This window comes from Humisphaera borealis (assembly GCF_015169395.1).
GTDB lineage: Bacteria > Planctomycetota > Phycisphaerae > Tepidisphaerales > Tepidisphaeraceae > Humisphaera > Humisphaera borealis.
In genome coordinates, this window is record NZ_CP063458.1 from 5,646,521 (window position 1) to 5,658,906 (window position 12,386).

Annotated in this window: 14 protein-coding genes; 5 read left to right on the forward strand and 9 right to left on the reverse strand. The window is 63.0% G+C overall.

Annotated features, from left to right (window positions below; all coding sequences use genetic code 11):
* The first annotated feature begins 63 nt into the window (after window positions 1-63).
* Window positions 64-1,848, forward strand: coding sequence for an NAD+ synthase (locus IPV69_RS21170; RefSeq protein ID WP_206291716.1), 1,785 nt, complete (start codon window positions 64-66; stop codon window positions 1,846-1,848).
* Between the two features lie 224 nt (window positions 1,849-2,072).
* Here IPV69_RS21170 and IPV69_RS21175 read toward each other — a convergent pair whose 3' ends face one another.
* On the reverse strand, window positions 2,073-2,837 hold the full coding sequence (locus tag IPV69_RS21175; RefSeq protein ID WP_206291717.1) for a hypothetical protein: 765 nt from the start codon (window positions 2,835-2,837) through the stop codon (window positions 2,073-2,075).
* A 174-nt stretch (window positions 2,838-3,011) separates the two neighbouring features.
* Between IPV69_RS21175 and IPV69_RS21180 the strand changes: the two genes are divergently transcribed.
* From IPV69_RS21180 to IPV69_RS21190, 3 genes are all read left to right on the forward strand, one after another.
* Window positions 3,012-3,746 (forward strand): RsmE family RNA methyltransferase, encoded by a 735-nt coding sequence (locus tag IPV69_RS21180; protein WP_206291718.1) that lies wholly within the window; start codon window positions 3,012-3,014, stop codon window positions 3,744-3,746.
* Between the two features lie 46 nt (window positions 3,747-3,792).
* Window positions 3,793-4,620 carry a hypothetical protein gene (locus tag IPV69_RS21185; RefSeq protein WP_206291719.1) on the forward strand — a complete coding sequence of 276 codons (828 nt, stop codon included), beginning with the start codon at window positions 3,793-3,795 and terminating at the stop codon, window positions 4,618-4,620.
* Between the two features lie 90 nt (window positions 4,621-4,710).
* The gene (locus tag IPV69_RS21190; RefSeq protein WP_206291720.1) at window positions 4,711-5,205 is read left to right on the forward strand and encodes a hypothetical protein; all 495 of its coding nucleotides are present in this window, start codon (window positions 4,711-4,713) and stop codon (window positions 5,203-5,205) included.
* A gap of 2 nt (window positions 5,206-5,207) precedes the next feature.
* Here IPV69_RS21190 and trpS read toward each other — a convergent pair whose 3' ends face one another.
* The 6 genes from trpS to icd all read right to left on the reverse strand — a co-directional run bounded on the left by trpS (window position 5,208) and on the right by icd (window position 10,812).
* Window positions 5,208-6,317 carry a tryptophan--tRNA ligase gene (gene trpS / locus IPV69_RS21195; protein ID WP_206291721.1) on the reverse strand — a complete coding sequence of 370 codons (1,110 nt, stop codon included), beginning with the start codon at window positions 6,315-6,317 and terminating at the stop codon, window positions 5,208-5,210.
* Window positions 6,318-6,407: 90 nt separating this feature from the next.
* The gene (locus IPV69_RS21200) at window positions 6,408-6,803 is read right to left on the reverse strand and encodes a type II toxin-antitoxin system death-on-curing family toxin (RefSeq protein WP_206291722.1); all 396 of its coding nucleotides are present in this window, start codon (window positions 6,801-6,803) and stop codon (window positions 6,408-6,410) included.
* A 3-nt stretch (window positions 6,804-6,806) separates the two neighbouring features.
* The gene (locus IPV69_RS21205) at window positions 6,807-7,031 is read right to left on the reverse strand and encodes an AbrB/MazE/SpoVT family DNA-binding domain-containing protein (protein ID WP_206291723.1); all 225 of its coding nucleotides are present in this window, start codon (window positions 7,029-7,031) and stop codon (window positions 6,807-6,809) included.
* 145 nt (window positions 7,032-7,176) lie between these two features.
* Window positions 7,177-8,178, reverse strand: a complete 1,002-nt coding sequence (gene ahr / locus IPV69_RS21210; protein WP_206291724.1) for an NADPH-dependent aldehyde reductase Ahr — start codon at window positions 8,176-8,178, stop codon at window positions 7,177-7,179.
* A gap of 178 nt (window positions 8,179-8,356) precedes the next feature.
* Window positions 8,357-9,346: a YHYH protein gene (locus IPV69_RS21215; RefSeq protein ID WP_206291725.1), complete on the reverse strand. Its 990-nt coding sequence runs from the start codon at window positions 9,344-9,346 to the stop codon at window positions 8,357-8,359.
* A 143-nt stretch (window positions 9,347-9,489) separates the two neighbouring features.
* Window positions 9,490-10,812: an NADP-dependent isocitrate dehydrogenase gene (gene icd, locus IPV69_RS21220; RefSeq protein ID WP_206291726.1), complete on the reverse strand. Its 1,323-nt coding sequence runs from the start codon at window positions 10,810-10,812 to the stop codon at window positions 9,490-9,492.
* 105 nt (window positions 10,813-10,917) lie between these two features.
* On the opposite strand from icd, the gene IPV69_RS21225 reads away from it, so the two are divergent.
* Window positions 10,918-11,454 (forward strand): GNAT family N-acetyltransferase, encoded by a 537-nt coding sequence (locus IPV69_RS21225; RefSeq protein ID WP_206291727.1) that lies wholly within the window; start codon window positions 10,918-10,920, stop codon window positions 11,452-11,454.
* 47 nt (window positions 11,455-11,501) lie between these two features.
* Here the strand turns inward: IPV69_RS21225 and IPV69_RS21230 are convergent, their stop codons facing one another.
* Together IPV69_RS21230 and IPV69_RS21235 are read right to left on the reverse strand one after the other, a co-directional pair.
* Complete coding sequence (locus IPV69_RS21230; protein ID WP_206291728.1) at window positions 11,502-11,690, reverse strand: hypothetical protein; 189 nt, start codon at window positions 11,688-11,690, stop codon at window positions 11,502-11,504.
* A 145-nt stretch (window positions 11,691-11,835) separates the two neighbouring features.
* A complete protein-coding gene (locus tag IPV69_RS21235; protein WP_206291729.1) occupies window positions 11,836-12,207 on the reverse strand; it encodes a VOC family protein in 372 nt (123 codons plus the stop codon).
* Between the last annotated feature and the right edge of the window lie 179 nt (window positions 12,208-12,386).

Consider the following 12,386-nt stretch of genomic DNA (forward strand, 5'->3'; position numbering starts at 1 on the left):
CGGAGGGTCGCCGTAAGGCGCGACCCCTATCCCATCCGCGTACGACCTCTACAATGCCGGAATATGAGGATCGCCCTCTGCCAGATCAACCCGACCGTCGGCGACATCGCCGGGAACCTGACCAAGCACCTGGAATTCATCGCCGCTGCTCGCAAGGCGGGCGCCGAGCTTGCTGTCTTTCCGGAGCTTTCGCTGCTGGGGTACCCGCCTAAAGACCTGCTGCTGAAGCGGTCTTTCGTGGACGATTCACTAGCGGCGTTGGAGGAGCTCGCGGGCCAGACCCGGGGGCTCGATGTGATCGTCGGCTACGCCGATCGCAACGCCAACCCGGTCGGCCGGCCGCTGCACAATGCGGTGGCGCTGCTGCGGGACGGGCAGGTAGCAAGCCGGCACTTCAAGACGCTGCTGCCCACCTACGACGTGTTCGACGAAAGCCGTTACTTCGAACCCGGCCGACGCGACGAGCGCGAGAACCTGGTGGAAGTCACCTCGGCCGAAGGACGCCACATCATCGGCATGAGCATCTGCGAAGATCTCTGGAACGATGAGCAACTCATCGCCCGGCGGCTGTATCACGAGAATCCCATCGCCGATCTGATGAGCGTCGGTGCAGAGCTGCTAGTGAACGCCAGCGCCAGCCCGTTCGTGCTGGGCAAGCACGCGTTCCGGCTCGAACTGTTCGCCGCCCAGGCCCGTCGGTTCGGCAAGCCGATCGTGTACGTCAATCAGGTCGGCGGAAACGACGAGCTGGTGTTCGACGGCAACAGCGTCGTCATCGACGGCAGCGGCAAGTTGATCGCCACCGGCAAGGCGTTCGGCGAAGACCTGCTGATCGCCGAGGTGGGCATTCCTAAGCTGCTGAAGCCGACCGAGCCGATCGGCATGCCGGCCGACTACCCACCGCCGCTGTCGGCCATGCCCGCCGCATCGGCTTATGCGGGCGAGCGGACAGACATGCGGGCCGATCGGATGCTCAGTGCGCCCGATTCCTACGAGGAAGCCGACCTGGAAGCGGTCTTCAAGGCGCTGGTGCTGGGTCTTCGCGACTACGTTCACAAGACCGGCTTCAAGTCGGTGGTGCTGGGGCTATCGGGCGGAATCGACTCGGCCCTGACGGCCGCACTGGCCGCCGAGGCGTTCGGGCCGGAAAAGGTCGTCGGCGTAGCCATGCCGAGCAAGTTCAGTTCCGATCACAGCATCGGCGATGCTCGCGACCTGGCGAAGAACCTCGGCCTCAACTTCCACACCATCCCAATCAAGGACGTTCACGCGGCGTTCGAAAGCACGCTGGCCGGCGTCTTCAAAGGTCTTGCACCAGACGTTACCGAAGAGAACCTTCAGGCTCGCAGTCGCGGCGTCATCCTGATGGCGATCTCGAACAAGCTGAACCACCTGCTGCTCACCACCGGAAACAAGAGCGAACTGGCCGTCGGTTACTGCACGCTCTACGGCGACATGTGCGGCGGATTGGCGGTCATCTCCGACGTGCCGAAGACGCTGGTCTGGGAGTTGTCGCGGTACTACAACCGCTCCAAGGGCCGTGAGATGATTCCGCAGAGCAGTATCGACAAGGTCCCCAGCGCCGAGCTGCGACCAAACCAGACCGACCAGGATTCGCTGCCGCCTTACGAAGTGCTCGACGGAATCCTGTTCCGCTATGTGGAAGAGGAGAAGGGCCCGCGGCAGATCATCGCCGAGGGGTTCGATGAGGCGACGGTCAATCGAATGATCCGCCTGATCGACCGCAGCGAGTATAAGCGCCGCCAGGCCGCGCCGGGTCTTAAGGTGACCAGCCGAGCTTTCGGTTTCGGCCGGCGGATGCCGATCGCGCAGCGGTATTCGCCTTGAACCTGCCGGGCGAACGGGGAGGGGATCACCACGGAGGCACGGAGACACTGAGGGCAACTCGGCGGACGCCGCTTTTAGCCATCCTGAAGTACTCCGAAGGACAAGTTAGTCCTGACCTGGAAGCATTTTGGTGTTCGCAGTGCCTCTGGATGACAGGTTGCGCCGTCCACCGAGTTACCCTCCGTGCCTCCGTGGTGATCCCCCCGTCTTCAAGATGCGAATCGTCACCGGAAGACCATCACATACACCAGTATGGCGACCGCATTAATCGCAGTCACGATCGCGACTTTTCCGATGACGTCGCGGATCTCGTCCGGAAACGGGTCGAGCGGCATCGTGATCCAGTCGATCAGCCGCGACAGTTTTCCTTCGGATTCGGGCGGCGGGGCGGCGACGATAGTTGAATCGTCCTGCGGTCCAGCGTGCGATTCATCGTGTGACGCATCATGCGGCTCGGCGAGCGCGGCCCGTTCGTCGTGGCCGACGGCTTCGGCACTGTGAGCGGCGGCCGCCGCCGGCACGTCCGACGGTGGGGATTGCGCGTCTCCCTCGGAGAGCCGTCCGAGAAGGTCGGCCACGCCATCGGCCGAGATATCGTCCGGGTTGGCGCTGGCGGCGGGGTCGGAGGGTGGCGTTGCCGCCGTGGTGTCTCCCGTAGAAGGCTCGGGCGTCCGATCCGCGGGCGGTGCGTCTGCCGCTGCCACCTGCTGCGAAAAGACCTGATCCAGTTCCTTCGAAATCGTGTCCTGCGGCAGCGAGGGCGAAGACGTGCCATCGCCCGGCGTATCGAGCACTGCGTCCGCCGACCTGACCGGTTCGGCCGGCGCTCTGGGCGCGGGCGTCCGTTCCGGCTCGATCTCGGCATCGGCGAGCAGGCGGTTGATTTCATCCCCGGCCATCTGCGACAGCAGATCGTCCGCCCGGCCCGCGGTCGGGGCTGGGTCGGGGACTTTGAGGGCGTCGAGGGTGTCGGAGGGCGTAGCGCTCATCGTCGAACGGGTGCGCAACCGTTGCGCAGCCACTCATTATCATGTTATCGACCCTGCGCCGAACGACTTGAGCACCGGCGAGGCCCGTGGGGTGCACATCGCCCGACCGGAAACGCGATGAAGGAGCGATCAGTATTGCCCCCGTCACGCCGGGCTCCAATAATCCCTCACCTCATGCCCCGACGACTCCACATCGCCAGCCTTCATCCCGGGGTGCTCAGCCTCGACCCGATTCAGGTCCGCCACGCCCGCCAGGCACTACGGCTGATGGACGGCGACGAAGTGGAACTGTTCGACGATGCCGGCCGAACCGCGCTCGCGACGATCATCGCCGGTGCGTCCCACGAACTGAACCTCCGCGTTGATGCGGTGCGCGAGGCGCGCGAAATCGGCTTCACCTGGACCGTTGCCGCCGCCGTGCCCAAAGGCGAGCGAGCGGACTGGCTTGTCGAGAAGCTGTCGGAACTGGGTTGTGGCGGGTTTGTTCCGCTGATCGCCGAGCGGAGCGTTGTGACTCCGAAGGGGACCGGCAAGCACGACCGGTGGGTTCGCATTGCCACCGAGTCAGCCAAGCAATGCCGGCGGCCCGGCGTAATGTGCATTGAGTCGCCGATCTCGCTGGACGAGTGCCTGCGGACGCTCGATATCGGCGCGGGCGGTTCGGCGTGGTTCTTCGATACAGGATCGACCGCGATTCCGGTGCGAGAACTGCTGCTCAACCCCGTTGCACCGCGATCGCTGACGGTGCTCGTCGGTCCGGAAGGGGGCTGGTCGCCGACCGAGGTGGACCGGATGCTGGACGCCCGCTTGACGGCGGTCGCGCTGACATCGACGATTCTCCGCGTTGAAACGGCCGCCGTGGCGGCGGGGGCGCTGGTGGCATCGATGTGGGCCAGCCCACGAGGATGAGACGGCCGAAGGCAGACATTCAACCCAACAAGAAGGCAGACCTGACGTGACCCAGAACCCGTACCCGCATGCTCCATACCAGCCGTACCGCCCGCCGCCAGACCCGGCCGCGCCGGCCCGGCGCGCAGCGATCATGATGTGGGTGATGGGCACGCTCGCCGTCATCGGCGGGCTTTGCTTTGCCGCGGTGATGCCGACGTTCATCGATTCCATGCTGAACTCCAACGTGCCCGAGGCACAGCAGCTTAGACAGCAGCTTGCGGAGCTCGAAGGCAAGGCCGGCGTCTCGGCCAAGACCCAACTGCTGGTCAGCGGAATGGTGCTGATTATCGCCGGCGGAATCCTTGGCGTGGTGGCGTTTTTCGTTCGGGGCGGCGGCAAGGGCGGCGTGATCGCCGGCATCGTCGTGGTGGGCCTGGCGATTGCGTACTTCGTGTTGAACCTGCTCGCGTCCGTGCTGATGGGCGGAAGCCCGGCGCAGTTGGCGCTAGGCGCGTGTTTTATGCTGGTCATACTCGGTGCGCTCGGCACGACGCTGAAGTGGCTCATCGACGCGGTCAGAAATGCCTCACGGATGGGCGCACTACAGTCCCAACAGCAACAGATGTACGGGCGATACGGCCAATCCTCCCCACAGGAGCCAAACCCGCCCGCCTGGCCGCAGCAGCCCGGCGGATACCCGCCGCCCGGCTATTCCCCACCCGGCCAGCCACCGGCCGTGCCTCCGGTCGGCCCGCCAGCGCAGGGCGGCTCGTTCGGTCCCGCGCCCTTCGGCATCCCGCCGCCGCCTGACGAGGCGGGCGGGAAGTATGGGTATGCGACAAAGCCTTCCGATGAGACCTCTCAACCACCTCGCCACGACGGAAGCGTTTAAGAGGAGCTGCGCCTGACGCCGCCCGACCGACAACTTTCCTTTCTGCAAGCGGTGGAGGCTGTTGAAAGGGCTCAAGACGCAACCCGTGTAATGGGCATCGTCTTGATCGTTCTATTCTTTTGCTTCGGTTGCTGTGTGCTCGGTGTTCTTGAAAGGGACACCCGCGGCGACCTGACCATCCCCTTGATCGTCGATGGCGGCATGCTCGTGGCGGGAGTCGCCGCTACATTGCTGGCGGGAAGCGCAAAGCGCAGGCAGCAATGGGCCGTGATCGCGGTGTTGACCATCGCCGGTCTTGTCGCTTCTGCCGGCCCGGTCTATCTGCTCGGACGGATATACATGACAGGTTTGACGTCCGCCGACGTTATGCTGACGGCGATCTTCACCGGTCTCGAGTTTTCGGCCATCCTCTGCATCATTCGTGTGTCGCAGTCCATTGGCGTTATGCGCCAATGGGGCCAGTGGGATGATCGAACGAGAGCATTTGAGGTGGTACCCCTGGGCGGGCACTCCGTTCTAGCGCCCACCGAGCCCGGTGATCTGGAGGCAATCGACGGCTCCGACAGGTTCAGGGACGACAAGTGAACTCATTCGACTTGTAGCGTCCGCACAAAGAAGTCCTGCTTCATCTTCTGCTTCGCCAGCGCAAGCGTCTCTTCTGCCACGGCGTTGGCCTTGCGGGTGCCGATCTTCAGGGCGTCCATCACATCGTCCGGGCGCTGCTCGAAGTGCTTGCGCTTCTCGCGGATCGGGTCGATCAGTGCGTTAAGGACCTCAACCAGTTTCCGTTTGACGGCGACATCGCCGACCTTGCCGTTCTGGTACATGTCACGGTGCTCGGCGACCCACGCGGCGTCGGTGTTGAACGTCTCGTGAAATGCCCAGAGCGGGTTCTTCGCCGGGTCGGTTTCGCCGGGGTCGGTCGCCTTCAGGCGTTTTGGGTCGGTGTACATCGCCATCACCTTCTTCTGCACGACGTCGGCGTCGTCGGCGAGGAAGATCGCGTTGTTGAGCGACTTGCTCATCTTGGTCAGCGTGCCATCGGCGTTGGGAGCTCCCGTGCCGACCAGCCGTTTGACCCGGCCGAGCTTGGGTTCGATCACCGGGAAGAGCCCGCCGGCGGCGACGTTTTCCTTGTCCGGCGTCTGCGAGTTCACGCCGCAGTAGGTCTGGTTGAACTTGCGGGCGACTTCGCGCGTCAGTTCCAGGTGCGGGATCTGATCTTCGCCAACCGGCACGATCGCCGGCCGAAACGCGAGGATGTCAGCGCACTGCCCGACGGCGTACATGGGGAAGCCGAAGGGGTACTTGTCGCCGAGGTCTTTGTCCTTGATCTCCTGCGCAAGGGTCGGGTTCCGCATGACGCGGTTGAAGGGGATCAGCATCGCGAAGAAGAACGTGAGTTCGTCGATCGCCGGTACTTCCGACTGGATAAACATCGCCGACTTGTTCGGATCAATCCCAACGGCAAGCCAATCGGTCGCGATATCGAGGACGGATTGCCGGATGTCGTCCGGCCGATCGGCCCGGGTGGTGAAGGCGTGCTTGTTGGCGATCAGGAAGAAGCAATCGTATTGATCCTGCAACGCGAGGCGGTTCTCGACGGAGCCCACGTAGTGGCCCAGGTGAAGCTTGCCGGTCGGCGTATCGCCGGTCAGCAGCCGCGGCTTGGCAGGGGTGGCGGTCGGGGAAGTCATGGGACGATTTATACGGGGAAGGAGGCGGGAAGGCACGGGCGATGTAGGGGCACACGGTTTGTGCCCTGGATGGCGAGCACACGCCAAACATCAAGACAGCGGACGCACATGTTGTCGGATGAGCAATGTGAGTTCTTCTTTCGACATCTTCCCCGTCGCCACGGCAAGCACGCATTGCACCAGTTGTTCTTCCGTAAGCGTCAGGTCCAGATCATTGAGGAAGAGAAACTGATCGCACGCCAAAGCACCGATACGTTTATTGCCGTCGACAAAAGCGTGATTTCGCACCAAGTGGTAGAGGTAGGCCGCTGCCATCGCGGGCACATCGTCGTGAAGTCGATGACCAAAAGCGGTCTGCTGTGGCATCGCCAATGCAGATTCGAGAAGGCCAAAATCACGCACGCCGGCGCTGCCGCCGTAGCGATCGATCTGGTCTTCGTGAAGCTCAAGGACTTCGTCCGCCGTTAGGAATCGCGGCTCGGCCATCACTCACTCCGCCAGCTTCCGGTACGCGTTGGCGTATTTCCGGTGGCTTCGCTCCACCCCTCGGAGAAACTTTTCTCGCTCGGCCTTGTCGGCTACTACCACGCGCAGTTCTTTACCGTCGAGATGAATCTTCAAGGGCGTGTCTTCATCCACACCCATGAGATCCAACAGCGGCTTAGGAATTACGAGGGCGAGCGAGTTGCCCGTTCGCGTCAGTTGCTTGACCATATCATCGCCTTCCGTAAGCACAACGTCAGTACATCATACGTACGATTCGACGCCGAGTCGAGCAAGCTCCAAGGCGAATGGGGAGCGATTGAGTCAATCCCGTTTCGAGGCTCGGCCTGCTGTTCGCTCATTGGGACTGCGTCAATTATGCCGCCAACACCACCCGATACCGCGCCTTGCCCGCCCGCAGGTGGTCGATCGCGGCGTTGACGTCCTTCATGGGGAATATCTCCGTCACCGGTGCGATGTCGTGGCGGCCGCAGAAGTCGAGCATCTTGCCGACCGTGTACGGGCTGCCCAGCGGCGAGCCCGACACCGACTTCTGCCCGCTGATCAGCGTAAACGCGGGCGCGGGGATCGGCTCCGGAATCACGCCGACCGTGTGGAACCGGCCCTTGGGCGCCAGCGCGCCGAACATCGCATCCCAGTCGGGGCTGGCGTTGGCGGTGTTTAGGATGAAGTCGAGCGAGCCGGCGAGTTTCTTCAACTCGCCTGCGTTCTTGGTGTTCACGACCTGATGCGCCCCAAGCTTCATCGCCTCTTCTCGCTTGCTGTCGCTGGTGGTGAACGCCGTCACTTCGCAGCCCCAGGCCTTAAGGAACTGCAACGCCAGATGCCCCAGCCCGCCGATGCCGATCACCGCGACGCGGTCGGTCGGCTGAACGCCGAACTGCACGATGGGGTTGAAAACGGTGATCCCGCCGCAAAAGAGCGGGCCGGCCTTGGCGGCATCGACGTGATCGGGCAGTTTCGTCGCCCAGACTTCGTCACACCGCACCTTGTCGGCGAATCCTCCATGCCGGCCGATGATCGTCTGCTCGGCGGTCGGGCAGAGGTTGTGATTGCCGCTCATGCACTGCGAACACTTCAAACACGAGCCCGCGTACCAGCCCAGGCCGACGGTGTCGCCGACCTTCACCCGGGTCACCAGTTCGCCGATTGCCGCTACTTTGCCGACCACTTCATGACCGGGGACGAACGGGTACTTAGCCATTCCCCAATCATTGTCGAGCATCGACAAGTCCGAATGACAGATCCCGCAATACTGCACTGCGATCTCGATCTGCTCCGGCTTGAGCGAACCGGGATCGTAGGAGAAAGGCTTGAGCGGTGCTTTGGCGGCTTCGGCGGCGTAGGCGTGAATCATCAACGGGACCTCGGTTGGCGCGGCGGGTTATTGCTACGCCCAGAGTCTAGGCCCGTGTTGAACCTCCCGACAACCAGAACGGAATGTGAAGATCTCATGAAGGCAAAGGTGATGCACTTCCGGCGTACGGCCGCCACTCGGTACCCGGCGCTGCCCCTTCACGATCCATGTTGGTCGATCAATTCGTCGCAGCTTGACTCCCCGGCCGCGGCCCTCGCCCCGGACCACCCGGTCCACCGCCCGGTCCACCACCTGGCCCACGTCGTTCGAAGCTGGCATCGGGCGTTCCTCGATAGTGACGCGGAATAAACGGGAACTGATCGGTGATGACGTAGTAGTACGTCCCTTTCGGGAACTCCGGCGTGACGCCCGTTCGCCCGTTGCACTCGTCCAGGTCGCCGCTGCCTGCAACGTACTCCCAATCTCGCGTGAAGCGGCCGTCCGGCTTGCCGCCGGGCCCTTGATCGCCGGCGGGGCGATCGGTCTTCTTCAACTGCCAGCTCGACTTCAGTTCCTTGACTTCGCTGGTCGCGTCATCGGTCTTGCTGTAGGCGTTGAGGCCGTAGATCGGGAAGCCGTCCGCCGCCCAGCCGACCAGGATCATCTTCTTCGCCTTGGATTCCCCTTTGATCCGCTCATAGATGCCGATCGGCAGGGCGTGGTAGTGATAGGTGCCCGTCGGCTGGACGTGGGCGTTGTGTTTGTCGAGGCCAAGGTTCATCGGCCCTCCGAATGCTTCCAGATTCCAGCCCAGTTGGCGCTCGCCCCAGAACTCGGCCGTCCCGGGATCGAACACCACGCCGTTGATCGCGATGCCGAACGGATGCCCGCGGGCTTCGGTCAGTTTGTCGGCCACTTTCGGCTCGGCCGGCACGCGGTACTTCTGTTGCTGCGGCTTGATGACGTTCGGATTGCCGCGGTTGGGGAACTGCCCCGGCGCGTGATCGGGGATGCCGTTCGACGTGATCAGCCGATAGCCATCGACGATCTCGATCTTGACGTCGTTGGGCGGCAGGGCGTCCTCGGCCAGCACGGGCACCCCAGGAAGACTGGCCGAACGGGCGGGAGCCGCGGCGGGGACGTCGTCGTGCCCTGGGTGGGCCGAGGCGCTGGACACCATCGCGACCACCAACAGCCCCATGAGACTGTACTTTTGCGTGCTTTTCATGAGTACTCCGTGCTGCCTAAGAATCAGAGTCTGACTGTACCTGTAAAACGCGAGCGAGGCGTTCGGGTACACCGAACGCCTCGCTCACCAATGTCGCGGAATGGCCGCAGATTCGCCGAGTTCCTCGTCGGACAAGCCGCCGCTCACCCCATGTGCTTGATCATCTCGTCCGCGAACTCCGAGCACTTCACCTTCTTTGCGCCCTGCATCTGACGCTCGAAATCATACGTCACCGTCTTGGCGGCGATCGCGGCTTCGAGGCTCTTGAGGATCAGGTCCGCCGCCGTCTGCCAGCCCAGGTGCTCGAGCATCATCACGGCCGACAGGATGACCGAGCCGGGGTTGACCACGTCCTGGTCGGCGTACTTCGGGGCCGTGCCGTGGGTGGCTTCGAAGATCGCATGGCCGGTGACGTAGTTGATGTTGCCGCCGGGGGCAATGCCAATCCCGCCGACCTGTGCCGCCAGGGCGTCGGACAGGTAATCGCCGTTGAGGTTCAGCGTCGCAATGACGTCGAAGTCTTCCGGGCGGGTCAGGATCTGCTGCAGGGTGATGTCGGCGATCGCGTCCTTGATGACGAGGCCGGCGCCGGGCTTGCCTTCGGGAATCTTGCACCAGGGGCCGCCGTCGATCTCGACCGCGCGGAACACCTGCTTGGCCAGCTCGTAACCCCAGTCGCGGAAGCCGCCTTCCGTGAACTTCATGATGTTGCCTTTGTGCACCAGCGTCACGCTCTTGCGCTTGTGCTTGATGGCGTACTCGATCGCGGAGTAGATCAGCCGCTGCGAGCCCTGCTTGCTGACCGGCTTAATGCCGATGCCCACTTGCAAGGTCTGGTCGCTGCCGTGGCCGAGTTGCTTGTGCCAGGCTTCGGCCTTGGCGGTGCTGCCGAAGCGCACCTTGCCGAAGCTCTTGGCATCGGTCTTCTCAAGGTAGTCGAGCAGGCCCTTGGCCTCGGGCGTGCCGGCGGCGTATTCGATGCCGGCGTAAATGTCTTCCGTGTTCTCGCGGAAGATGACCATGTTCACCTTCTCGGGGTGCTTCACCGGGCTGGGGACGCCCTTGAAGTACTGCACCGGGCGAAGGCAGACGTAGAGGTCGAGCATCTGCCGCAGCGCGACGTTCAGCGAGCGAATGCCGCCACCGACGGGGGTCGTCAGCGGGCCCTTGATGCCGACCAGGTATTCCTGAAACGCCGGCACGGTGTCGTCATGCAGCCAGGTGCCGTTCAGGTCGAACGACTTCTGCCCGGCGAGGACTTCCATCCAGGCGATCTTCTTCTTACCGCCAAACGCCTTGGCGACGGCGGCGTCGATCACGCGAACGCTGGCCTTCCAGATGTCGCGACCGGTGCCGTCGCCTTCGATGAAGGGGATGATCGGCTGGTCGGGCACATTCAGCTTGCCATCGACGATGGTGATTTTCTGACCGTTGGCGGGAACCTTGGCGTCTTTGAAAGTCGGCATGAGCGGGAATCCTTGAAAGAAAATGGGAGTCGGGAAGCTAGCGGTGGGGGTGAGGCGTGTCAATCGGCGAACTCAAGTTGGCCAGAAGCCAGTAAGATGCAGCCGATGCCGCACGAGCCCCTCACCTTCATCGTCCGTCCCGCCATGCCCGATGACGCGGAGCGGCTGATCTCCCATGTGCTGGCCATGACGATCGAAGGCGCCCGCTGGCTGCCGATGCAGCCGGACGAGTTTCCACTGACGCTCGAACAGGAACGCCAGTTTCTGGCCGAAGTGGGCAAATCGGATAACAGCTTGTTTCTGCTGGCCGAAACGGCCGGGGAATCGCCGGCGGAGATCGTCGGACTGCTGAACTACGCCGGCGGCAAACGCCGGGCGATGCGCCACGTCGCTACGCTCGGCATCTCGGTTCGGCTGGCGTGGCAGGGGCGTGGCGTGGGCACCGCGCTGATGTCCGAGGCGATACGCCGGGCCAAGACATCCGGCACCCTGCGGCGACTGGACCTGACCGTTTATGCCGACAATCACCAAGCCATTCGGCTGTACGAGCGGATGGGATTCGTCGTCGAAGGCGTTCGCCGTCGGGCGATTCTGCGGGACGGGGAGTTCATCGACGAGCAGACGATGGCGATGGTGTGGTGACGGTCAACAGATTGAATCGAGACGCCAAATCCGGGCTGGTGGGCCACTCAGAATCTGTACCCGTTCTTCTCGGACGACGACGGACCGGCGAACAACAGGAGTACGACACCGGCCACCCAGCCCCAAATCCAGATCGTCCCTGCGAAGAAAATCACTGTCGAGATGGCGATCAGCAACAGCGCGACGCCGTAGCGAAGCCAAGGACTTTGATCCGCCCACCAACCAAAGAAGTTCATACTGAGGCCTCCCAATACCCGGTCGATTCGGGGCCCATGCTCCGGCACCCGCAGGCTACAGTAACCGACTCGACACGCAGGGTCACTATCCGCGACCGGTTTCGTTCGCGGATGTGACCAAAAGTGCGTCGCCGTCAACAGTAATTCACTTCATCGAGTGGATTCCAAACATGTTGCCATCCGGATCGAACGCCAGCACGATAAAGCCGTACGGGCCGATGGACATCTTGTCTTTAAAGATGCGGCCGCCGGCGGCGGGGATTCGGGCGGCTTCTACGGCGCAATCGTCGCTACCGAAGTAAATGATCGTGCTGTTTCCGCCGGAGGGACACCCTTCCATCTTCACCAGGGCACCGGAAGCGCCGGCTTTCTCCATGTGCATCGGGAAGGCCCACATTTCCAGGTCCGGACTGGTGAGCTGCTCAAGCTTGACCAAAAACACGGCTTCGTAAAATGCCTTGGCGCGGTGCATGTCCTGAACGTAGATCTCGAACCACCGAACGGGATTGGCTGACATGCTTGACCTCCTTTGATGAACGAATTGTCCGGCCTCCAGTTGCATCTCGCGCCGCCTGATCAGCGCTCGCACCGCGGGTGCTCGATTGCCGAGAGAGCCTCCGGCGCATCCGCGAGTCTGAACGCGGTACGCGATCAGGAGCGGCGTGTCGTTGCTCAGAAGAGGTGCACCTTCGGTGC

Bases quoted from the DNA above. Each gene is read 5' to 3' on its own strand.
- IPV69_RS21225 (WP_206291727.1), top strand. From the start codon at position 10,918: ATGCCGCACGAGCCCCTCACCTTCATCGTCCGTCCCGCCATGCCCGAT.
- icd (WP_206291726.1), bottom strand. From the start codon at position 10,812: ATGCCGACTTTCAAAGACGCCAAGGTTCCCGCCAACGGTCAGAAAATC.
- IPV69_RS21230 (WP_206291728.1), bottom strand. From the start codon at position 11,690: ATGAACTTCTTTGGTTGGTGGGCGGATCAAAGTCCTTGGCTTCGCTAC.
- IPV69_RS21215 (WP_206291725.1), bottom strand. From the start codon at position 9,346: ATGAAAAGCACGCAAAAGTACAGTCTCATGGGGCTGTTGGTGGTCGCG.
- IPV69_RS21170 (WP_206291716.1), top strand. From the start codon at position 64: ATGAGGATCGCCCTCTGCCAGATCAACCCGACCGTCGGCGACATCGCC.
- IPV69_RS21200 (WP_206291722.1), bottom strand. From the start codon at position 6,803: ATGGCCGAGCCGCGATTCCTAACGGCGGACGAAGTCCTTGAGCTTCAC.
- IPV69_RS21205 (WP_206291723.1), bottom strand. From the start codon at position 7,031: ATGGTCAAGCAACTGACGCGAACGGGCAACTCGCTCGCCCTCGTAATT.
- IPV69_RS21235 (WP_206291729.1), bottom strand. From the start codon at position 12,207: ATGTCAGCCAATCCCGTTCGGTGGTTCGAGATCTACGTTCAGGACATG.
- IPV69_RS21180 (WP_206291718.1), top strand. From the start codon at position 3,012: ATGCCCCGACGACTCCACATCGCCAGCCTTCATCCCGGGGTGCTCAGC.
- ahr (WP_206291724.1), bottom strand. From the start codon at position 8,178: ATGATTCACGCCTACGCCGCCGAAGCCGCCAAAGCACCGCTCAAGCCT.
- IPV69_RS21190 (WP_206291720.1), top strand. From the start codon at position 4,711: ATGGGCATCGTCTTGATCGTTCTATTCTTTTGCTTCGGTTGCTGTGTG.
- IPV69_RS21175 (WP_206291717.1), bottom strand. From the start codon at position 2,837: ATGAGCGCTACGCCCTCCGACACCCTCGACGCCCTCAAAGTCCCCGAC.
- trpS (WP_206291721.1), bottom strand. From the start codon at position 6,317: ATGACTTCCCCGACCGCCACCCCTGCCAAGCCGCGGCTGCTGACCGGC.